This window comes from Marinobacter zhejiangensis (assembly GCF_900114775.1).
Lineage (GTDB): Bacteria > Pseudomonadota > Gammaproteobacteria > Pseudomonadales > Oleiphilaceae > Marinobacter > Marinobacter zhejiangensis.
In genome coordinates this window covers 906,758-929,348 of sequence record NZ_FOUE01000002.1, presented here as the reverse complement: position 1 = coordinate 929,348, position 22,591 = coordinate 906,758, and the positions used below count along the sequence as shown (strand labels likewise).

The window sequence follows — 22,591 nt, the reverse complement described above, 5'->3', positions numbered from 1 at the left end:
ATACAAAGATTGCCTTATGCCCTCAGACCGCAAAGATACCGCCAAGCTCCAAACACTGATCCTACTCAGCTGCTGTACCTTGACGCCGGCAGTTGCCAATGACGATTTCAGCGGCGATTCACTGGACCTTTCCGACTCGTTCGAAGCCGACTACAGCTTTCTGCTTGAAGAGCCGGTTCCGGAAGTTCTGAGCACCACCAAGCTGCGCCAGCCCAAGTCACGGGTGCCCGGCTCCACGACGGTTATCCGCGGCAGTCTGATCAGGGACCTGGGCATCCTGAATCTGGCCGAGGTGTTTCGCCTGGTACCTGGTATGACCGTCGGGCACGTGGGAAGTAACAGCCCGGTGACCAGCTACCATGGCACCGTCGCCTATGAACAACGTCGCTTGCAGGTGCAGATCGATGGACGCACGGCGTACCAGCCAAACCTGTCTAACGTCGACTGGAATACCATGCCGGTCGCCATTGAAAACATTGAGAGGATAGAGGTCAGTCGCGGCCCTAATGCGGCAGCCTATGGCATCAACGCATTCCTTGGCACCATCAACATCATCACCAAGTCACCAGCGGACACCGAAGGCGTCAACCTCCACAGCTCCTATGGCGGACTTGGGCACAAGCAGCTGTTCGGCTCCACCGGAAATACCGGGGATGACTATGACTGGCGCCTGTCTTACGAGCGAAGGGGGTCCGACGGCTTTGACTACCGCTTCGACGACAACGACAACAAAGTCTCCTTCCACGATGGCTACGCCCTGAACTTCTTCTCCTATGACGCGATCGCGACGCTGAACAACCGAAACGCGGTTGAAGTTCGCGCCGGTGTTACCGATGGTACGGATGAGGACGACAGGCGGCGAATCGGCGAAGAGTTTGGGGCTCTCAACGACCCCGATGTCGATGTCCGGGATTACTACCTGCAGGCAACCTGGCGGTATACCCAATCGGAAAACCACTTCCTGCACCTGATGACAAGCTACCAGGACTACGACCGTACCCAGGCGTGGAGAACCTGCCCCCAAGGACTTGGCGTCGATTTTTGTGCGGACGTCAATCAGAACCTGAACGAATCCCGCCTTGAGCTGGAGCTTCAGGACACCCTGATCATCACGCCAGACTTCCGTATTGTCTCAGGCCTGGGCTACCGGGAAGACCGCTTTGAATCAGACACCTTTTTCAACGGCAAGGGCGCAAACTACCAGTCCCGGGTCTTCGGCAATTTCGAGTACACCCCGGTCAACTGGGTCACCTTCAATGCCGGTGCGAACTGGGAGACGACGACAACCGTGGATGAGACCTTCCTGTCCCCACGGGTCGCAGCCAATTTCCACCTTACCGATAACCAAACGCTCAGGTTTGTCTACTCAGAAGCGGTCCGCACCCCGGATGCCTTCGAGCAGGAAGCTGACTGGGGCTACCGGGTTACCAACCTGTCACCAGACGCCTTCGCGTTTCTGGAAGAACAGCGGGTAGGCCCGTCCGTGCAGGGCTCCGGAGACCTGACTGAAGAACAAATCACGTCCCGCGAGATCAGTTATTTCGGCCAGTTCCGGCTCGGCAATGGCCTGCTATCGACTGAGGTTAAATACTTCAACGATGACCTGCGAGATGTCATCGCTGGGGTTCTGAATGTCGAAGAGTGGACCATTGGCAATAATGTGGCGCTTGATCAGCAAGGCGTTGAACTGGAGGCCTCTCTGGAGTATCCCGACACCCAATTGCGCCTAACGTATGCCTACCTTGATCAGGATGGCCGTTACACCGGACCGCCCACCCCTGAAGAAACCCATCGGTTCATCAGACTCGAAAGCCGGCTAAGCGCGAAACATTCCGGCAGCTTTGTCTGGATTCAGGATTATGCCTGGGACCTTTCTTCAGCCACCGCTTTTTACTATGTCGAGGAGTTTGCCCGCGGCCCCTTTAAACGAGCAGACCTCCGAGTGGCAAAAGCCGTATATACACCTAGACTTAGCTACGATGTGGCCGTCATCTTCCAGCACTATTTTCACGATACACCCCCCGTCAGTCGGGAGAACAACATTGAGGACCCCAATCAAGTCTTCATTGAAGCCGGTCTGAGGTTCTAGTACTCCAGATCAATGACGGACATCGTCGCGCCATCAACGCCCCAGGTGGCTTGCAGACTTAATAATTGCCAAGGCAGGTAATGACCAGCACAGACGGTACAGTAAACAATGGAGCAGACAATCGCTGGCAACGACTGTGGTCCTTGGTCTTCATAGCACTCTGCACCTTCGTTAGCCTGCCAGCCACAGCGGAACATGGCGGCAACAACAATGACAGCTCGCCACACCGACAGTCGGTCCTGCTCGTGGGTTCTGACAACACCACCTTCAATCTTCGCTTTATTGATTTGCTCAAGCGCTACCTTGGGGATGAGGTGGATATCGTTCCCTACTCCGACGCTGAAGCCGCCGTTGATCCTGGTCGCCTGGTGATTACCCTGGGCGGTTCCGCACTCGCCCAGGCTCACCAGAGTTCATCATGGCCGCCAACACTGGCGCTGATGGTCACCGAAGACCAGTTTTCCCGCTACGCTGAACGCGGTGAGACGCCGATTTCCTCGGTGTACTACGACGCACCGCTAGTCCGCCAGGCCCTGCTTGGGAAATTGATACTGCCGCAAGCCAGTCGCGTAGCGTTGCTGGTCCAACCAGGCTATGAAACCCACTACGATGAGCTTATTCGCGAGTTACAGGGCTACGACCTTGAAGCCCGAGTGTTTACCGTCAGAGATGAGGAAAGCCTGATTGGCACGCTGTCACGGGCCCTCAGCTACGGTGATTTCCTGCTTGCGGTTCCCGATCCGGTTATTTTCAACCCGCAAACAATCAAACACATTTTGCTGACGGCCTACCGAAAGAACCGGGTTGTGGTCGGGCCCGGCCGGGCCTTTGTCAGGGCCGGCGTCCTCGCCTCCACCTTTCCACCCCTGGAAGCCATGGCCAGGGCCGCCGCCCTGCAGATCAGTCACTACCACGATACCGGTGAACTGCTCCCCCCCAGCCATCCGATCGAGTTCGATGTCGAAATCAACCAGCAGGTCGCCCACTCCCTCAACATTCCGGTGCCTGACAAGGACGCTCTAATTGACGGCCTGAAGCTGCAATATCAGCCGTCAGAGCAAGGAGGACGGCCATGAAAGCCCGTCATCGGCCTCTAAGCAGGAAGCTTTTAGGGTTGGTCGTTGTGCCAGCGCTGCTGATGTTCCTGATGCTGCTGTTTTTCTTTACCTCGGCTCGAATCGCTGACGCTCAGAAGGAGCTCGCGCGCAGCAGTCAGCTCCTGGCTGAAAACCTGGCACCGGCGGTGGAATATGCCGTCGTCTCGGGGAACACCCGGCTGTTGAACCAGATCATTGAACGCGCGCTGGACAAGAGTAGCGCCGAGTGGATTCGGGTGACCGATATCGGTGGGCGGGTGATGGGGTCGATTAGCCGCAATGTCACACCGGAAGGCGCCACGCTTGACGTCTTCAAAGCTGACATTCTTCAGCAGCCGCTCGACATGACTGACCCCCGCAATGGTAGCTGGTTTGAGCCGAGCTTTGGCTTCACAAACAGCACCCTGAGATTGGGCACTGTTGAGGTCGGTGTGTCCCCCGGGGTCATAGCGGCCCGACAGAACGACATTCTCTGGTCATCCATTATTGTTGGCCTTTCCCTGTTGCTGTTTACGATGCTGGTCTCCCGGCGAACCCTTACCGGCTTGGTGGAACCCATCCATATGCTGTCCCAGCGGATCGAGGCACTGAGCAAAGGCGAATACCACCAACAACCCGAATCAACAAGCCCCAAGACCCTTGAAGTCGCCAAGCTTGAGAACCAGCTGAATGCCCTCGCCCGCCACCTTGAATCGCTGAAGTCATCCAGAGACCAGGTGCTGTCAGCCACCGAAAACGCCCGAGAAAAGGCTGAAGCGGCAAACCGCGCTAAATCCGAGTTTCTCGCTGTTATGAGCCATGAACTGCGGACCCCACTCAACAGCATGCTGGGCAACCTGGAACTGATTGCCGACGAGCCGTTGAGCGACAAGCAGGAAGACTATTTACGAACAGCCCGCCGTTCTACCGAGGACCTGTTGACCGTCATCAGTGACATCCTCGACATCTCCCGGATGGATCGCGGTAAGCTCGCACTCGATAACTCAGCGTTCGACGTTCGCCAGCTCATCCAGAACTGCGTCGCGACCTACCGCCACGTGGCTGAACAACATGGGTTAACCCTGGTCCTCCGGTTCCTCGGCAGTTGGCCGGAACAGGCCCGGGTCCAGGGCGACCCGGCACGCTTCCGCAAGATATTGGCGGGCTTGCTGGACAACGCCATCAAATTTACCGAACAAGGAGGCGTTACCGTACTGGCAGAATGGCAATACCTGGAAGATACCTGCATGGTGCTGCAATGCACCGTTCAGGATTCTGGCAACGGCATTCCCCAAGACCGCCTGTCTGAGATTTTCAAACCCTTTGAGCTGCTGGATAGCAGCCACAGCCGCCAACACGGGGGAACGGGCATTGGCCTGGCGCTGGTGCAGAAATTGGTTGAGCTGATGGGCGGGCACGTCAACCTTGAGACAGACTTCGGCATCGGGTCGGCCTTCAGCATAGAGATTCCGTTCGAGCTGGACTTGCCTGAGCCAGTTGAACCCGAAGCCCCTCCCTCCCCACAACGCAATAAAGAACGGTCTTTGGAAGCCGTCAGGGCCCTGGTCGTTGAGGATAACCACGTCAACCAGAGAGTGGCCAGCGCACTGATGAGCCGCTTAGGGTTTGAAACCGATGCCGTAAGCAATGGTCACGACGCGGTACAGCGCTTCTGCTCTGGTCAGTTTAACTACCAGGTTGTTCTCATGGACTGTCAGATGCCGGTGATGGACGGGTACGAAGCCACGCGGACTATCAGGGAGTGGGAAAGCCAGAACGGCCATCCCCGAATTCCGATCATTGCATTAACGGCCGACGTGCTACCAGGAACCCAGGCAGCCTGCCATTCCGCAGGCATGGACGACTACATCTCCAAGCCTGTGCGTAGAGAGCAGCTACGCGCGACTCTCAGCCGCTGGCTCTCTATTTAGCGAGCGCCCTCACCACATCGAGCCCAAGTATCGAACCGGTCAGCTGACCGGTTCACGCATGGTCACAAATTCTTCGGCCGACGTCGGGTGGATACCAATGGTGCTGTCGAACTGAGCCTTGGTCGCCCCGCACTTGATGGCGACAGCGAGGCCCTGGGTAATCTCCCCTGCATCCGGACCGACCATGTGGGCACCGAGCACACGATCCGTTGTGCTGTCGACAACCAGCTTCATCAGACAACGCTCATCACGTCCGGTCAGCACGTACTTCATCGGTTTGAACTCAGAGCGGAAAATGGTTACGTCAAAGCCGCGATCCCGCGCCTCCGCTTCTGTCAGGCCCACCGTGCCAATGTTTGGCTGACAGAATACCGCTGTGGGGATGTTGTCATAGTCCATTTCACCCTCACCGTCGCCAAACAGCTGGCGGCACAAAACCATGGCCTGGGCCAGGGCAACCGGCGTCAATTGAGGTGTTCCGATAACATCCCCCAGCGCACTGATGCTCGGCACCGATGTCCGGAAGTCCTGGTCCACCTGAATATGTCCGGAGGGCTGAAACTCAACCCCCAGCGCCTCAAGTCCCAAGCCGTCCGTCAGCGCCCTGCGCCCAGTCGCGGCCATGACCAGTCCGGTACTCAGGGTGCTGCCATCAGACAGTCGTGCCAGATAATGCCCGCCTTCAGATTCGACAGACTCAATCGTGACGCCAAATTTCAGGCGGATACCCTTTTTCTTCATTTCATCCACCATGAACTGGCGGACATCATCGTCAAACCCACGGAGGAACAGGTCGCCGCGATAGATCAGCGTGGTTTCAACACCCAACCCCGCTAAAATCCCGGCAAACTCAACAGCAATATACCCCCCGCCCCAAACGACCGCATGGCGGGGAAGCTGGGGCAGATAGAACATCTCGTTTGAGGTCAGAATAAACTCCCGCCCAGGAATCTGGGGTACCACGGGCCAACTGCCTGTCGCAATCGTGATGTGTTCAGCGTGATACTGCTGCCCGCCGACTTCAACTGTATTCGCATCCAGCAGGCTGGCACTGCCCTCAATGATCGTGACGCCAGCATTGACCAGCAAACGCTGATAGACACCATTCAGGCGTTCAATTTCCGCATTCTTGTTGGCGACCAGCGTCGGCCAGTTGAATGCCACCTGGTCCTGGGGCACCTGCCAGCCGTAGCCGGAAGCATCCTCCAGCTCTTCACTTACGTGAGCACCATAAACAAACAGCTTCTTGGGGACGCAGCCAACGTTCACGCAGGTGCCACCAAGATAACGGGACTCAACAACCGCCACCCGCGCGCCTCGCTGGGCAGACATACGAGCAAGCCGGACACCGCCGGAGCCAGCGCCAATAACGATCAAGTCATACTGTTGGATGTCGGACACAAACACTCCCGGTATAAATGCTATTTTTCTTATGGTTACGCTATATTGTTAACTTTACTTCTAGGCTCAATTTGACGGAAGAGCACGTAATCCTCAAAGCTCCCCAACTGGATCTTGCCTAAACTTTTAAACCCTTCGGACTCATAGAACTGGAGATAACGGCTATTTCCGGTGTCCAGTACCAACCCACTACCACGGGGATTGTCTGCGCATAGTCTAATCACCGCCTCAAGCAGCACTCGACCATAACCCCGGTTCTGGTATTTGGGGTTGACCCCCATCAGCGGAAGCTGATGAGCCTGGGGCTGAGGAAGTAACGAACGGATCTTCTCATGGTAATCAAGGTATCTTCGGGTACAGGCAAAACCGGCAGTTAGCATCATCCGGATACGCCAACTGAACTGGTCGGCAAGGTTGAGCCTGAGCTCCGGCTCGCCGATAAACGCCACGGCCACCAGGGTTTCATTGACCATGACACCAACCGCTTCCTGATTAAGCTCAAAATAAAGATTAATCAGCTCACGAATCGTGGCCCTGACCCTCTGTTCGTAGCCCGGACGGCGGTGGTCAAACAGGTACTGAAACGTCGGCTCATGCCGATAGGCCTGAAACAGAATGGACTTGGCCTCGTTGATGGAAGCTTCATCGAGTCGTACTACAACAGCTTCTGGTGAGTTGTTATTGTTTTGATGACCGGTTGCCATTACTGAACTCCCCTCGTGAATTATGGGATTCCCGCCCACTCGGGTAGAGCCTTCTATATCGACAGGGTCAGCCTCGCCGTAACGATGCCGGGACTGTCCTGCCGGTCAAAGGATGCCTGCTCCACAACAACACCAAACTCATCGTTGAGGCGTTCGATCCAAGAGGCAACGCTCTGGAAGGGTACATCCTCCAGCCAGACCCTGATGGCGCTGTCGCCACTGGGTTCAAAACGGTTCAGCGACAGCCCGGATTCCCCGGCGCTACGGGTAACGGTCGACATCAACGCCCGCCCGTCGGTAATCTGGCTGTTATTACCGGTGCCTCGGGCACTGGACTGCGCCAAAGATTGAATGCCCTGACGGTTGGCAGACATCCAGGCCAGCAATTCTTCGGCATTTTCCCGAGAAGCCTCCGCAGCAGCGTGAAACTCCGTGGCAGGGCGCCAGATAGCGAAGTAGATAACCGCAATCACCAGGGCGACCAAAAGAACCGTCAGCGCCTGCTGGTCCCTCTTCGGAAGGTGGTCATATTGTGCGATCAGTTTCCCTACGGCGGGGTTTTCTTTCAGTTTGTCAAACACCGCATCAACCTCCTGAAATCGTCAGGCGGCCACGAGCGCCGCTGGCTTCGTTGACGACAGAACCGATGTCTGCATCCAGCCCCTGCTGAACGAGTCCGTTTCTAAGCGCACTCAACTTGTTAAACGTGTCCGCCCGAAGGTCCACGATCAGCTCCCCTCTGGACTGACTGTAGTTCAGTGACGAGAACGTCACCGCTTCCTTGCCTGGCAGCGCCTCAAACTGCTGCCCGGTCTGTTTGATCAGTGACAGGAAATCGGAGCTTCCACCCTGATTACCCGCCACCCTGAGCTGGCCCTGGAGCACCCGCTGGATATTGCCAGCATGGGCTCTCCGGTCATCGGGAAAGTGCTGGCGATAGATCGCCATCGCCTGTTCCCGCAGCTGCTCAGCTTGGTGCTGCTGGTAATAGCCAAGGCCAATCTCCAGGCCAACCTGAAGCACAAACCAGGTGCATGCGACTGCGATCAGGGGTCGCCACGGGCGAAGTGCACTGGTTTTTCTGCTATCAGTAGCAAAGTCACCTTCACATAGGTTCACAGGTTCGCACAGATGCCGGAAATGCGAATGAGCCAGAAGCTCGACCGGGGTAATGTCAATCACCTCACGATTGAGCGAAATAACACCATTCGAACTCAACTCCGCTTCAACCGCCGGGTAATCATCAAGACTTTGCTGGTCAGCATACAGAGCTACGCTGATCTCAGCGATCACCTCGTCCTCACGGGGCATCGCCAATGTCCCGACAAACATGGCGAGGTTGGCCGACTTCATCCGCAACCATTCACCCTGTGCACTGGACAGCAAAGCCGACTCACCCGCAAGGCAGATTGACCAGCCGCTACCCTGAACCGGCAACAAGGCGGCGTCGGGATAAATGGCAGTGAGGCGGGTATTTTCCCAATCATTGAGCAGCTGATACCAGCGGGTCATAGCGCCGCGATCTATCGCTGCCACCCGGTGGCCTTCGTCACCCCGCTTACCAAGTGCCAGGTGCATGGACTCAACATCCTGAGCCAGCTGTTCTTCAACTGAAAATGCCAGGGCCTGACGGATATAACGGCTTTGCTTGGCTGGAATGTCAGCGAGACAGAACAGGACTTCGTCCCCGGGGATGAGGCCAATCATATTGACGTTATCAAGGGCGTTTTGCACCAGGATCTGCTCAATTGCATCCCTGGTGTCGTCGCTGCCTTTGGCCTGGACATCCCCCCCGGCATCCACCAGGACCCAGTTGAAGACGACGTCACGGCTGGCCAGGGATTCGTCCGTGATCATTCTGTCGCAGTGGACGTAAAGCCGGTAACTCATAGGGTTAGGCGTCCTTATTATTAATCTTCAGAAACCGTAAACGGCTTTTTGGTAATCCGGTTTTTCTGGCCGGAATCACGACTGACAATGTCTAACGCTCCGTCCGGTGCGCGATACAGCAAACTAACAAGATTGACCTGGCGGTCCGCGAACGTCACCCGGGAAACCACTTCAAAAAAGTAGCTGCGTACACCTAAACCTTCAGCCTTGAGGCCAAGTCCGGCGAACTGCGAAAGCGCAAGAAAATCCTGCACATTTTCAAAACGTTCTTCTTCAATTCCTTCAAGGATAGCGTCTGCATCCGCCTTCGTCAGCTTCTCATGAAGCGACTGGATAACCTCAGGCGGCGCCATGTTAACATTGATGCCAACCCCCGACACCGGTAGGGCCGCCACGTAAGGGAGCAGTTTCCAATAATCCTCCCGCGTCATGCCATCGATCAGTAATAACTCCGACACGCTGACGAAGTTCTGGTTGGCCGCCCGGTAAGACGGGTCCTGGATCAGGTAGGAACCATCTTCGGCGCCACGGGCGCTGACGGTTTCATCGTTGCTGTCCACCCAGTCAATTAGAGCGTCAACATGGATGGAGCTCACATCCGCGATCTGTAGCAACCGCTCCAACCGTCCCCGGGTGACCTCGTCCACGCTTCCATCGCTCTTCACCAGGTCGTTGAGGTTAATCCGTCCACTCAGGTCATCAAGCTGAACCTCGATCACCCCGTTATCGTCCAGCGGGAGAATGGCAGAGTACTGTGACCACTCCTCATCGGGGCTGTCGACCAGGGCGTTATCTTCTTTGTCATCCTCGTAATCACGATGGAGGATCTGCTTGGCAAACTCCTCTGCGCCAAGAGCGACGCTGTAACCCTGCTGTTGCGCCAGCAGGTGGCCCGCGCGGAATACCCTCAAACTTTGTTCCTGAGTCATGCCGGAACTCAACAGCACCACCAGCGCCATGGCCAGCAAGACCATGATCAGGGCGATACCCCTTTGCCGCTTAATGCTCATTGAGGCCGTCATTGGGTCAACTCACCCTGCCCACGTCCCGCCTCAGGCGGTTGCTCGCCCGGCTCAGCTTCCTCACCTTCACCGGTCTCATCCTCCGTTTCGCTCTGAGCTTGTGCATGCTCCGTCATAGCGCGCTGAACCGCAGAATGGTCAAACGGCGGCAGTACATAAAGCCGCTCCAGGAGCCCAAACACATCGTGTTCCAGGCGGACTCTCACCGCCAATGGCAACGGCAAACTGCCAATGCCCGACTCAGCAGTGGCATTCATTGCTTCCTGTGAAGGCCAGTCACTCACCCAACGCTGTTCCCGGTCGAGAAACTCCACATCAAAGGTTTTTACATCCGAGATCAGGAACTGGTCACGGCTGCTGTCATCCTGCCCCTGGTCAACGACCGGCCAGTAACGTCGGCGTAGTTCGTCGCCGGTGAACTCATAGCCAACCCGCTGCAAGGTCGAGCGTTTCAGACCGATGGGGTTTCTCCACCCCTGGCGCGTCAACGTTAAAGAAAGCTGGTCGCTGCGACTGGTCAACGCAGGCTCCGTATCGCCGTAGAGGTTGCGGACCGGACGGTAGACCGACTGGGAAATATCCCTTTCCATAAGCAAAAACGCCCGCTGGACCTGGTCAAACTGTTCAGCGACTGCATCCACCCGATCCCGGGCGACGATGATGCCAGACACAACCTGCCAGATTCCGAGGCCAATCACCGCCGTTATGGTGACCGCAATCAACACTTCCATCAGGGTGAAGCCACCCTGTGACGAGTGACGGCGCAAAGGATGCTTATGGGCTGTCACTGGCCATTCCCCCGGGGCTCGCCGACGAAGCCTGTCAGGGTGTAGATGGACAGAGGCTCAGACCTTTCCTCGATATACCGGTACACCGTCACCTCAACCCGCCGGATCAACGGGTCTTCCGTGCCTTTGATCGCAGTCAGCACCCGCCAGCGGTAGGGGCCGAAATCGAGGTCGTCGGTGGATTCAGAGATACCGGGATAGGTTTCAGAAAGACGAAGCTCATTCATCCTGTTGTCCGCAATCCAGGTCGCCATGGTTTTGTCGCGGATGCGTTCGTAGCTGGAGATATACTGACTACCCACCTGGGTTGCGGCAGTAGCCACCAGGGCAAATACCAGCAAGGCCACCAGAACTTCAATCAGGGTGAATCCGGCGGACCTTCTCAAGACTCATCCTCATCACCCGGAGACTGCCACTCAATGCCGTTGACTCCGTCTGAGGTCAGGCGATGCATACGATCACGCTCGGAGCCGGCAGTGAACTCAAGCTCGAAGGGGGTAACCTCGCCGCTGGAGAAAAACACCATGTCTGGCTCCAGCTTGTCTTCCTCTCCAGCGAGCGTTGGCAAGCCGTCCTCAATCAGCGGCGTGACCACCAGCCACTCTGGCAAAGATCTCGGTCGGAACAGCCGCTGAACCTGCTCGGTCCATTCGCGGCTTTCTTCATCGAAGACCACGAACTGATAGCCGTCTTCAAGCAATCGAAGGCCAATCTCCTCGTTGTTGAGAATGGCCTGCTCAGAGGCAGTCTGCATCAGCAGGTACAGTTCGCGGATGTCCTTTTCCATTTCACGGGATTGGCCGCTCCCTCCGAGATTCACCACCGCCAGGGCTGCCAGAAGCCCAACGACAATGATGACAACGAGAATCTCGATCAGGGTAAATCCCCGGGGTAATGGCCTTGGCATCATGGGCGCTTCTTATTACTTGATGTCCCAGAAGTTGATGTCGGCGTTATCATCATCGCCACCCTGCTGGCCATCAGCGCCAAACGAGATCAGGTCATAAGGAGCTTCAGCGCCTGGGCTGGAGTATTCAAACGGATTTCCCCAGGGGTCTTCCGGAACACTCTTCATGTAACCGTCCGGGTTCCAGTTCCGGGGCTCGGGGCTGCCGGAAGGCTCGGTCACCAGGGCCTCAAGCCCCTGCTGGGTGGACGGGTAATGACTGTTGTCCAGGCGATACAGATCCAGCGCATTGGCAATGTTGTTCATCTGGGTTTCAGCAATGGTGATCTTGGCCTGATCACCCCGCCCCATGATATTGGGCGCAACAATGGCGACCAGCAAACCGAGAATGACCATAACCACCATGATCTCGATCAGGGTAAACCCCCGCTGGCCAGTTCGTTTTCCGTTCGTCATCTTCGTCATGTTCATATTCCTTGATGGATAGTGTTCTTTCGGCCGTGATCAACCGACCAGGTTACTCATGTTCAGGATGGGCAGCATGATAGCCAGGACAATAATCAATACCACAACACCCATTACAAGTAGCATCATGGGCTCAAAGAGCCCGACAATGGCTGCAATCTTGGCCTGCAGGGTATTCTCCTGCATCCGCGCGGTCCGTTCGAGCATGCTGTCCAGTTCGCCACTGGCTTCGCCGCTGGCAATCATGTGGAGCATCATCGGCGGGAAATAGCCGGTCTGATCCAGTGATCGATGCAAAGATCCACCCTCGCTGACCTTCTGCGCCGCCCCCCGCAGCTCCTGCCGCAGATAGTCATTGGATAACACCTCGCCGGCAATTCTCATCGCCTCCACCAACGGCACGCCGCTGGTGGTCAAAATGCTCAAGGTACTGGCGTACTGAGCGGTATTGACCCCACGCACCATGCCTGAGAACAGGGGCATATTCAGTAGAGACCGGTGGAAACGCAATCGGTTCTCGGGCTTTCGCAAGGCGAGGCGGAAGCCAACCACCGCAAGAACAATCAGAACGGCGAGATACACCCCATAACTCGACAGGAAGTCGGAAATGCCCAGCATTGCCTGAGTGAGCGCCGGCAATTCCTGCCCCTGCTTGAGGAAGACTTCGATGATGTCGGGAACCACATAGGTCAGCAGGAAAATGACAATAGCAATCGCCACCACGCTCAGGATGATCGGGTAAATCGCCGCCAACTGGATCTTCTGACGGGCCTCCTGACGGTTTTCGGTGTGATCAGCCAGTCGGTTCAACACCAGGTCCAAATGCCCGGCGTGTTCGCCTGCCGCCACCGTGGAGCGGTACAGTCGGGGAAAGGCACGGGGAAACTCGCCCAGGCTTTCCGCCAGCGAATAACCTTCCATGACCTTGGCCCGGATGGCAATCATCATGCTTTTCATTCGGGGTTTCTGGGACTGCTGGGCAGCGGCTGAAAGCGCCTGTTCAATCGGTATTCCAGACTGGATCAGGGTCGCCAACTGGCGCGTAACCAAGGCAAGCTCAGCGGCACTCAGCCCACCCCGGTTACTCAGCGGGTTAGATCTGGCACTCTTTTCGACCGCCGGAGTCACTTCGAGGGGAGCGAGCCCTTTTTCCCTCAATTGCTGACGAACAGCCCGGGCGCTATCGGCCTCCAGGACCCCTTGTTTCTGTTTGCCCCGGGCATCCAGTGCTTTGTAGTCAAAGGCTGGCATGACGCATTAACTCCGATGGGTGACCCGTAGAACCTCTTCCACCGAGGTAATGCCACGCAGGATTTTATCAACGCCGTCTGCATGGATGCTCGGGCTACGCTTGCGGGTCTCGTGCTCAAGGTCGAGCTCCCCCGCCCGCTTGTGGATCAGCGACCGGAGTTCATCGGTAATCTCCGCAATTTCATAAATACCGACCCGTCCCCGATAGCCTAACTGATTGCACTTTTCACACCCTACCGGTCGGTAAATCGTTGGTGGGTTAGCGGAGTCCTGCTGCATGAAGTCACAATGCTCAGGGGTAGCTACCGTCGGCTCCTTGCATTCGTCACACAGGACGCGGACCAATCGCTGGGCAACCACGCCAACCAGACTGGAGGAAATCAGGAACGGCTCAATACCCATATCCATAAGCCGGGTGATCGCGCCAACGGCGGTATTGGTGTGCAATGTCGACAACACCATATGGCCAGTCAAACTGGCCTGCACGGCGATCTCTGCCGTTTCCAGGTCACGAATCTCACCGATCATCACCACGTCGGGATCCTGACGAAGAATCGCCCTCAAACCGCGGGCGAAGGTCATATCGACCTTGGTGTTCACCTGGGTCTGGCCAATGCCTGGGAGGTTATATTCAATCGGGTCTTCGACGGTCAGGATATTGCGGCTGCGATCGTTGATTTCCAGCAGAGACGCATACAGCGTGGTGGACTTACCGGAACCGGTGGGACCGGTAACCAGCAGGATGCCATAGGGCTGGTAGATCAGCTTCCTAAGAATTTTGAGGTCAGCCCCAGACATACCCAGGGATTCCAGCCGGATATTACCCGCCTGCTTGTCCAGCAAACGCAGAACGACCCGTTCGCCGTTGGCCGATGGCATGGTCGAAACCCGAAGATCCACCTCACGCCCGGCCACCCGAAGTGCAATCCGGCCATCCTGGGGAACCCGCTTTTCGGCGATATCGAGTTTCGCCATAACCTTGATCCGCGACACCAGCAATGGCGCCAGCGCCCGCTTGGGCTGGACCACTTCCCTGAGTACGCCGTCAACCCGGAATCGCACCACCAGACGCTTTTCGTAGGTCTCAATATGGACGTCAGACGCATTTGTCTTAACCGCTTCGGTCAGGATGGCGTTGATCAGGCGAATGATCGGCGCATCGTCTTCCTGCTCCAACAGATCTTCGGTTTCGGGCACAGAGTCCGCCAATGAGGCCAGATCCATGTCATCCCCGATGCCCTCTACCATCTGCATGGCTTCAGCAGAGTCGGCCTGGTACGCCTGGTTAAGCGCACTGTCGAACAGCTCCGTTTCAATCGGAGTAAAACGGGCACTGCCACCGCTGATACGGTTGGCTTCCGCCAATGCTGAGTGGGAAGCACCCGGGCGCACCAGGATGATTGCGTCGCCGTTTTCATCCCGCGTCAGAATGACGCCGTTGCGCTTAGCAAACGCAAAAGGCAAACGCCCCAGCGGTTCGTCCTGAGACTGGATTGCGGTGTCGGTGTTCAAGCTCATCCCCGTTGTGTCCCTAAACAAGGTTTTCCTTGTTATTCAAATAATTCTGAAAGGCTACCATAGGATATGGAACCGCTGAACAGCTCTATACACTATACTGCGAATTTGGGTAGGCCGAGGAACGTTAAGCGACCTTCATCACATGCGAAATCACGCTTGATACCGAATGTAATGAAGTTGCTGTAATCAGCACCTAAATTCGCCTAAAAAGACTATGATAGATCAGTGTTTAACCCGACCTACACAATTTAAAGACGATTAAGGAACTAAATGGCTTCTTTTAGTACCCGGCTCCCACTCGTGCTGGCAACGTTACTGGCCTTACTGATGTTGGCTGCACTCGGCTGGCAAGGGTACTCGCAATGGCAACAGGAGACCCAGGCACCAACAGGGCAAGTTGATCCGGCGATCATCAGCCCCGCCGGCCCGGCCCAGAACGAGCCGCAGATCAAGGCATCGGAAGTGGCCCTGTTCGGCTCCGCCAGTCAGTCAGCCACCGAACAGCCGGTGGATACTGAAAATCTTCCGGAAACCAACCTTCGCCTGGTTCTTCGCGGAGTCATGGCAGCCGAAGGCGATTTTCCCGGGAGCGCGCTGATTGAAGACACCAGCGCCAATACCGATGTCTATCTGGTCGGTGATGAGTTACCGGGCAATGCCACCTTACGGTCGGTGCACTCAAACCGTGTAATCATCAACCGATCCGGAAAACTTGAGAACCTGTATTTCCCGGAGCTCACCGCGAGCGACGGCATGGAGTTCGCCGCCAACGAGCAGTATACCGAGCTCCCCCAGCAAGATGCCGCTCAGCAGCCGGCTGTGACGCCGCAACCGGTTACATCAGAGGCTACGGAACAACGCCGACAGGAAATCCGGCAACGGCTTGAAGAACTGAGAGAGCGTTTGCGCAACAACAGCAACTGAGGCCACACCATGGAATCAGGGACCAGGCCCTACGCCAGAGGTATTACCCTGCTCCCGGCGATCATCCTGGTGACGATCGTGTCGGCCTTTGAGGTAAGCGATCGGGTGCTGACCTACGTGCAGCAGGAGTTTGGCGACGAAGCCGTGGCACGGCTCGAAAACTGGCAAAACCTGCAGGAACTCGCGGCCAACGCTCCCGTTGAACGCCAGCTCTTTTTGGTCAACTCCTTCTTCAACCGGGTGACGTTCGTCAACGATATCAAGCACTGGGGCGAAGAGGATTACTGGGCCACGCCGGTCGAAATGCTCGCAACGAACGGCGCGGATTGCGAAGACTTCTCCATTGCCAAGTACCTCACCCTGAAATCCCTCGGGGTCCCGGACGCCCAACTTCGCATCACCTACGTCAAGGCACTTGAGCTCAACCAGGCCCATATGGTGCTGGCCTGGTACCCCACCCCGGATGCAGACCCGCTGATTCTTGATAACCTGATCAATGACATCAAGCCCGCATCGGAACGAGTCGATCTCGAACCGGTCTACAGTTTCAACGGCGACGGACTCTGGCTTAACCGGGTGGGCGCCGGTAACGAGCGGATCGGAGACCCAGGGCGCCTCAGCCGGTGGCAGGACCTCAACCGGCGCCTTCTTGAGTCTATGCAGTAATCCGCCCGCGTTTGCGATTACCGCCCAAACAGGTGCTCGCCCAAACCGGAACTCCGGTCAACCTGCCGCTCCAACGCCATATCGAACACCCTTTCGTCCGGCAGTATGAGACTGAACCAGGAACGGGCGCGGGTGATGCCGGTGTACACCAGTTCCCGGGTAAGCACAGGGCTCATTCGCGATGGAAGCACCAGGCAGGCATGCTCAAACTCGGAGCCCTGGGACTTGTGAACGGTCATGGCATACACCGTTTCGACATGATGGAGCCGGCTCGGTAGCACCCAGCGAATGGCGCCAGAGCCATCACCCGCAGGGAAGGCGACCCGTAACACCAGGTTGTCCGGGTCAATAACCTCTTCCTTCCCGGTCCATTGCCGCGCCGGAATGGTGAGGGCGATGCCAATATCCCCATTCATCAAGCCGAGACCATAGTCATTACGGGTGACCAGCACCGGTCGCCCGGCATACCAGCCTTCGGTTGATGCGATCAGTCCCTCCGTCTTGAGGCTGGCGGCAATCTGCTCGTTCACCCCCTCGACCCCGAAGGCGCCCCGGCGCACCGCTGCCAACACCTGAAAACGTCCATACGCCGCAAGAACCGACGATGCCCACTGATCCCAGACAGTCACGCTGTCCCCACGGTCAGGACGCTGTGCCACCATCATGGACAGGTAATGCCGATAACCCGCCGGCGGCGCGACCGCACGACCATGGTCAACACGCCCCAGCCCACCCGCGACAAATCCCTGCGGGCCGCCGTCCAGGCAGTGTGCCTGGATAACGGATTCGGCATCGGATGCCGCAACCGGCACCCTGGCCACATCCGCATAGCCTGCAGCAAACACCTCACGGGCCTGCTGCCCTGCGCGCACTCCGCCCTGGTTCACTATGGCCGCCAGCCGCCCGATACCGCTGCGCTGGTCAAAGCGATAGCTCCGGCGTAGCAAAGTAATGGCCTGGTCCAGCGGCTTGCCCTGTTCATCAACCAGATGTTCGGGAATCGGGTAGCCTGCGCGTAACGCCAACCATTGGCTGGTACCTGGCCAGTAATGCCCTGCACCCGCACGCTGGCAGAGTTCACCCAATACGGCCCCGGCATCAACCGACGCCAACTGATCCTTGTCGCCCAGAAGAATCAACCGGGCATCGCCAGGCAAGGCTTCCAACAACCGGGCCATCATTTCCAGGTCCACCATAGAGGCCTCATCCACCACCAGCACATCGGCTAATAGCGGATTTTGGCGGTTATGGCGGAACTGACGTGACCCGGGTATCGCCCCCAACAGGCGGTGAATGGTCGTTACCTGTGTCGGTATCGCTGCGCGGAGCCTGTCGGAATCTGGCAAAGTCCCAAGATCCAGCCCTTTCACGGCGCCAGAGATCGACTCATTGAGCCTGGCAGCCGCCTTCCCCGTCGGGGCTGCCAACTGAATCCTCAGCGTCCGGGCATCTGCCGCCGACGACATCGCACAATGCTGCAAGGCAGCCAGCAACTTCACCACGGTGGTGGTCTTGCCGGTACCGGGGCCACCGGTAATGACGCTGAAACGTTGGCGGGCGGCGTTGGCACAGGCCACTTTTTGCCAGTCGATGTCACCGGAGTTGGCGGGAAACAGCGCCGTCAGCGCAGCAGCCAGTGCCGGCCCCTCCGCATCCTGAGAAACCGACGCTTCGGTCTGGTAAGACGTGAGCCGGTCTGAAATGCAGTGGAAGACCGTCTGCTCATAATCCCAAAACCGGCGCAGGTACACCTTGGCCCCGGATCTGACCATCGGACAGTTACTACCGACCGGATCCGGATCGGCAATCAGCAACGGGTGCTCAAGGGCGTTCATCCAGTCGGCCCGGCTAACCCCGGCCAACAGGTCGGACGGCATCAGACTCCGCTCCGACACACTCTCATCTTCCGGTGGCAGCGACAGTGCATCGTTAAACCCTTCACGGGCCATGACATCAAGATCAAAGCACACATGACCTCGGCCCAGTTGGTGGGAGGTGAAGGCAGCAACCAGCAACAGTAGCGGATGGGCGGGCTGCCCAGCCAACTCCGCCTGTTCCGCCAGGAACCGTGCCATCGCACTGTCCAGGGCGCGCAGCCAGCCGAGTTCAACCCAGCGGTCAAGCAGTGTCAGCAGGCCGCTCGGACTTTCAAGCCCCGCGGCCTGGCCGTGTTGCGCCCTCGCCTCGTCAGGAATCAGGAACCGGCTCATAGCAGTGCCTCCTGCGTCATTTCGCCGGTGCGCCCTGCATCCCCGGTTCGGAACAGGCAATCCAGCGCCTCAATCAACGATCGATCCGGGCGCTCGCAGTAGACACCCTGGCTATCCGCGTTATTGCCGCGCAGGAACAGGTATACCGCCCCCCCGATGTGGCGGTCGTAGTCGTAGTCTGGCAAACGGCTCTTGAGGAGCCGGTGAAGGGCCAGCAGGTACAGCGTGAACTGGAGGTCGTAGCGCTTTTCCGCAATCACTTTCGCCATGGCCACCTCGCTGTAGTCGTCATCATCCGGGCCAATAAAGTTGGATTTGTAATCAGCGACGTAGTAGCGCCCTTCATGCTCGAACACCAGGTCGATAAAGCCCTTCAGCATGCCATTGAACATCATGTTATCGGCCTGGGGCCGTTTCGGAATTTGTTGCGAGTTCCAGCGGGTCATGGTTTGTGGACGTACCAGGCGATCCAGCTCACTAACATCGACACCGTGGCTGGACAGCCAGAATTCCATTTCAGGCACCGCCTGCGCCAGGGTCGCAAGACTGGCTTCCGGCTTATGCCCTGTCGGCTGGACCGGCAGCGACATCGGCATGGTGAGCAGGGCTCCCATCCAGTGGCCCAGAGGCTCCGCCCATGGCTCCCAACCCCTCAGCTGGCAACGGTGGGTGATGTATTCCAGCCGCGCTTCGGGGTTGTCCGCAGTCTCCCGGAACCCCTCCTTTGCCGCCCATTCCAGCAGGTCATGAAGGAACGTGCCGGGCTCTGCCCCACGGTAGAAACGGTGGATAGCGTGGGTGGTTGGCGCGGGGTTCGGCAATGGCGGTGGAGCCTCTCTGTTGGCAGCGTCCGATTCTTCCCGAATCCGTTCCTCGCCTGGGCTCTCCGATTCATTGCGCGACGCCTGGGCGCCGAGTGCCGGTTGCTCGCTCCGGTAACGGATGGCGGAATAGCTGGCGATCCACCAGTCATGCCAATCCGGCGCGGTACGGGTACGGGCATGCCCCAGCGCCGGGGTCTCAGGCGCCGCATAGACTGCATCAGTTGCTGGCGGCAGCGGTTGTACCCGGATCTCGGGGCAGGTTCCGGCCAGCTGTTCAAGCCCGGATGACACCTGCTGGCCGGGCTGTTGCCCTACCAGGTAACTCAGGGCGCTGCGGGCTTCTTCGCCTTTGAGCGCGGGCGCACCCACCCAGGTCGCATGGCGGGCGCGGGTCAGGGCGACATAGAGCTTGCGCACATCTTCGCCCAGGCGCTCTTCATCCATTCGCCCAATAATCTCGTCGCGAGGCTCGAAGGCCAGCTGCTGGTTACCGTCATCGTCGTGCCAGATCAGCGGCAGCCTTTGCCCTTTTGCTGGCCTGCAGCTGGTCGCAAACGGCAGAAACACCAAGGGGTACTCAAGCCCCTTGGACTTGTGGACGGTGATCACCTGAACCAGCTCGGCATCGCTTTCCAGCCGTACCTGCATGGCATCGGCTCGCTCCCCCCTCGCCGTTACCATCTCACTAAACCGGCGAATCAGGGACTGCTCGCCATCCACCTGCTGGCTCTCCTGCTGCAACAGCTCGGCGAGGTGCAACACATCCGTCAGCGTTCGTTCTCCCGCCCTCGACGCGAGCAAACGGGCCGGCACGTCAAAATGGGTCAACAGCCGCCGCAGCATGGCCAGAACCCCTTGCCGGCGCCAGATATTCCGGAAACTCCGAAACTGCTCCAGCTCGGTTTCCCAAGCCAGTTCGTTATTCCTGAGCTGATCAAGCGTTGCCCAGTCCACCGCCAGGGTAGCTGTCGCCAGGGCGGCCCGGACCAAGTCGTCCCGTTCCGGCTCTGCGCAGGCTTCAAGCCAATAGATGATGTCCCGCGCTTCGGCGCTATCAAGCACCGACCGCCGGTCAGACAGGTACACACTTTTCACCCCTCGCAGCGCCAGTTCCGTACGCACCAGCTCCGCTTCCGTCCCACTGTTGACCAGCACGGCAATATCGCGGGCTTTGAGTGCTTCCCGACTTCCGTTATCACCCACAAACGCCGCCTGACCGGTCTGCCCCTGATTGAGCAGGCGCACAATCTCAGAAGCACAGGCTCCAGCGACGTCGGCCATGGCCTCCGATTTGTTGTCCTCGGATTCGCGGGTCCAGAAGGTCAATGCGGCGGAGGCCTTTCCGTCAATCTGAAGGTGTTCTCCCCTGCCGTTCGCCTCAACAGGGATAAACGGGACCGGGGTGTCATTGCCCCGGCCGAACAAGAAGGCGCCTTTTGCGCCGCTCGCCTCACCGTGGCGGAACAGGTGGTTGGTGGCCTCGACCATGGACGCTGCGGAGCGGAAGTTCCTGGGTAGGGTCACCTGCCGGTCAGCCGTGGCAACCCGCGCTTTGAGGTAGGTATAGATGTCGGCGCCGCGGAAGCCGTAGATGGCCTGCTTGGGGTCACCAATCATCAGCAGGCCGGATTCGGGCCGGTTTGCCTCCGGTCGGTAGATGGTATCGAAAATACGGTACTGGACCGGATCGGTGTCCTGGAATTCATCGATCATCACCAACGGGAACTGCTGGCGGATAGCGTTTGATAGTCGCGAGCCACTGGCACCGGACAAGGCCCGATCCATACGGACCAACAGGTCGTCAAATCCCAGTTCCGCCCGGCGTTGCTTTTCCCGCTCCAGGCGTTCGGCTATCCAGTGAGCCGCGTGGAACAGCATCTGCTTGACGGGAACCGGCTCCTGGCAGACCTCGTTCAGGGCAACGACCTGCTGTATCAGGGGGTGATCCGCTGGACACACGCCCTTCTTCCACGCCTGCTCGATTCCGGTGGGCGACAGTCTTGCCCAGGCCGCATCCGTCAGCTCAGGTGCAGACAGGTCCTGGCTGGCAGCCCACTCCACCAGCTTACCCAGCCAACCTTCTACGTTTTTAAGCCTGAGGGAGTTGCCGTTAAACTCCTTGCGACTGGCCGCATCCCGCAACACCGCAAGAAAATCATCGGCTGCACTCGCTATCGACGGGCGGATCTGATCAAACACCTCCCGCAGGGACTCTACCCGCGCATCCAGAAGCGCACCGGGGCTGTCAGGGGCCTGGGGCAACTCGCCCTCAAGGGCCAACAGCCCCGACACTTTGTCCCGCAGGGCGTCTGGCGACGGGAACTGATCCAGCCAGAGATTGGCGACCCCAGCGTCCATCGTCGCCACATAACTGCGCCAGTAATCCTTGACTACCAGCAGCATCAGATCACTGTGATCCGTTTCAAGGCTCTGGTTGAACAGGCCACCGCTGTCAAAGGCGTGCTCCGTCAGCATACGGTTGCACCAGCCATGGATCGTGTGTACCGACGCCTCGTCCATAGACTCCGCCGCCAGCTGGAGCAAACGGGCCTTTCCGGGCCAGCTCTCTGTATCGGGGTAGTCGTTCCGTAGGTCATACAAAGGCCCACTGCCGCCCATCTGCCCTGGCGGCTCACGGAATACCGCCGCAGCTTCCGCCAATCGTTTGCGGATGCGGTCACGGAGTTCCTTGGTCGCAGCATCGGTAAACGTCACCACCAGGATGTCACGTGGGGTCAGTGGTCGACCGCACTCCGGCACCTCACCATGACCAAGCACCGCCCGCACATAGAGCATGGCAATGGTGAACGTCTTACCGGTACCGGCACTGGCTTCAATCAGTTGACTGCCACGCAATGGCAGGGTTAGCGGGTTCAGGGCTGACACCCCAGTGGACACCTCAACGCCTTGGTTCCGATCAGTCAT

At 58.0% G+C, this 22,591-nt stretch carries 18 protein-coding genes; 5 read left to right on the top strand and 13 right to left on the bottom strand.

What is annotated here, in order from left to right:
• Window positions 1–16 precede the first annotated feature (16 nt).
• The 3 genes from BMZ67_RS09625 to BMZ67_RS09615 all read left to right on the top strand — a co-directional run bounded on the left by BMZ67_RS09625 (window position 17) and on the right by BMZ67_RS09615 (window position 5,096).
• On the top strand, window positions 17–2,089 hold the full coding sequence (locus tag BMZ67_RS09625) for a TonB-dependent receptor plug domain-containing protein (RefSeq protein ID WP_092021964.1): 2,073 nt from the start codon (window positions 17–19) through the stop codon (window positions 2,087–2,089).
• Between the two features lie 80 nt (window positions 2,090–2,169).
• Window positions 2,170–3,165, top strand: a complete 996-nt coding sequence (locus BMZ67_RS09620; protein WP_092021962.1) for an ABC transporter substrate-binding protein — start codon at window positions 2,170–2,172, stop codon at window positions 3,163–3,165.
• Window positions 3,162–5,096: an ATP-binding protein gene (locus tag BMZ67_RS09615; protein WP_092021960.1), complete on the top strand. Its 1,935-nt coding sequence runs from the start codon at window positions 3,162–3,164 to the stop codon at window positions 5,094–5,096. Before BMZ67_RS09620 ends, BMZ67_RS09615 begins: the two co-directional genes overlap by 4 nt.
• A 39-nt stretch (window positions 5,097–5,135) precedes the next feature.
• Here the strand turns inward: BMZ67_RS09615 and gorA are convergent, their stop codons facing one another.
• The 11 genes from gorA to gspE are packed head-to-tail and all read right to left on the bottom strand — an operon-like array spanning window position 5,136 to window position 15,042.
• Window positions 5,136–6,497, bottom strand: a complete 1,362-nt coding sequence (gene gorA / locus BMZ67_RS09610) for a glutathione-disulfide reductase (protein ID WP_092021959.1) — start codon at window positions 6,495–6,497, stop codon at window positions 5,136–5,138.
• 35 nt (window positions 6,498–6,532) lie between these two features.
• The gene (locus BMZ67_RS09605; protein ID WP_092021957.1) at window positions 6,533–7,201 is read right to left on the bottom strand and encodes a GNAT family N-acetyltransferase; all 669 of its coding nucleotides are present in this window, start codon (window positions 7,199–7,201) and stop codon (window positions 6,533–6,535) included.
• Window positions 7,202–7,254: 53 nt separating this feature from the next.
• Window positions 7,255–7,782, bottom strand: a complete 528-nt coding sequence (gene gspM / locus BMZ67_RS09600; RefSeq protein ID WP_092021955.1) for a type II secretion system protein GspM — start codon at window positions 7,780–7,782, stop codon at window positions 7,255–7,257.
• A 4-nt stretch (window positions 7,783–7,786) separates the two neighbouring features.
• A complete protein-coding gene (gene gspL / locus BMZ67_RS09595) occupies window positions 7,787–9,091 on the bottom strand; it encodes a type II secretion system protein GspL (protein ID WP_092021953.1) in 1,305 nt (434 codons plus the stop codon).
• Window positions 9,092–9,111: 20 nt separating this feature from the next.
• Entirely contained in the window at window positions 9,112–10,101 is a 990-nt protein-coding gene (gene gspK / locus BMZ67_RS09590; protein ID WP_245749923.1) for a type II secretion system minor pseudopilin GspK, read from the bottom strand.
• A gap of 8 nt (window positions 10,102–10,109) precedes the next feature.
• On the bottom strand, window positions 10,110–10,901 hold the full coding sequence (gene gspJ, locus BMZ67_RS09585) for a type II secretion system minor pseudopilin GspJ (RefSeq protein ID WP_245749922.1): 792 nt from the start codon (window positions 10,899–10,901) through the stop codon (window positions 10,110–10,112).
• Window positions 10,898–11,287 (bottom strand): type II secretion system minor pseudopilin GspI, encoded by a 390-nt coding sequence (gene gspI / locus BMZ67_RS09580; RefSeq protein ID WP_092021949.1) that lies wholly within the window; start codon window positions 11,285–11,287, stop codon window positions 10,898–10,900. The genes gspJ and gspI overlap by 4 nt, the downstream gene beginning before the upstream one ends.
• Window positions 11,284–11,811, bottom strand: coding sequence for a type II secretion system minor pseudopilin GspH (gene gspH / locus BMZ67_RS09575; RefSeq protein WP_092021947.1), 528 nt, complete (start codon window positions 11,809–11,811; stop codon window positions 11,284–11,286). The genes gspI and gspH overlap by 4 nt, the downstream gene beginning before the upstream one ends.
• A 12-nt stretch (window positions 11,812–11,823) precedes the next feature.
• On the bottom strand, window positions 11,824–12,273 hold the full coding sequence (gspG, locus tag BMZ67_RS09570) for a type II secretion system major pseudopilin GspG (protein WP_425434232.1): 450 nt from the start codon (window positions 12,271–12,273) through the stop codon (window positions 11,824–11,826).
• A gap of 39 nt (window positions 12,274–12,312) precedes the next feature.
• Window positions 12,313–13,524: a type II secretion system inner membrane protein GspF gene (gspF, locus tag BMZ67_RS09565; RefSeq protein ID WP_092021945.1), complete on the bottom strand. Its 1,212-nt coding sequence runs from the start codon at window positions 13,522–13,524 to the stop codon at window positions 12,313–12,315.
• Between the two features lie 6 nt (window positions 13,525–13,530).
• Window positions 13,531–15,042, bottom strand: a complete 1,512-nt coding sequence (gene gspE, locus BMZ67_RS09560) for a type II secretion system ATPase GspE (RefSeq protein WP_175481878.1) — start codon at window positions 15,040–15,042, stop codon at window positions 13,531–13,533.
• Window positions 15,043–15,312: 270 nt separating this feature from the next.
• Here gspE and BMZ67_RS09555 point away from each other — a divergent pair, with 270 nt between their 5' ends.
• Together BMZ67_RS09555 and BMZ67_RS09550 are read left to right on the top strand one after the other, a co-directional pair.
• Window positions 15,313–15,966 carry a type II secretion system protein N gene (locus BMZ67_RS09555; RefSeq protein ID WP_092021943.1) on the top strand — a complete coding sequence of 218 codons (654 nt, stop codon included), beginning with the start codon at window positions 15,313–15,315 and terminating at the stop codon, window positions 15,964–15,966.
• Between the two features lie 9 nt (window positions 15,967–15,975).
• Window positions 15,976–16,632: a transglutaminase-like cysteine peptidase gene (locus BMZ67_RS09550; RefSeq protein ID WP_092021941.1), complete on the top strand. Its 657-nt coding sequence runs from the start codon at window positions 15,976–15,978 to the stop codon at window positions 16,630–16,632.
• A 17-nt stretch (window positions 16,633–16,649) separates the two neighbouring features.
• On the opposite strand, the gene recD is transcribed toward BMZ67_RS09550, so the two are convergent.
• Both recD and recB read right to left on the bottom strand, forming a co-directional pair.
• The gene (recD, locus tag BMZ67_RS09545; protein WP_092021939.1) at window positions 16,650–18,842 is read right to left on the bottom strand and encodes an exodeoxyribonuclease V subunit alpha; all 2,193 of its coding nucleotides are present in this window, start codon (window positions 18,840–18,842) and stop codon (window positions 16,650–16,652) included.
• The gene (recB, locus tag BMZ67_RS09540) at window positions 18,839–22,591 is read right to left on the bottom strand and encodes an exodeoxyribonuclease V subunit beta (protein WP_092021937.1); all 3,753 of its coding nucleotides are present in this window, start codon (window positions 22,589–22,591) and stop codon (window positions 18,839–18,841) included. Before recB ends, recD begins: the two co-directional genes overlap by 4 nt.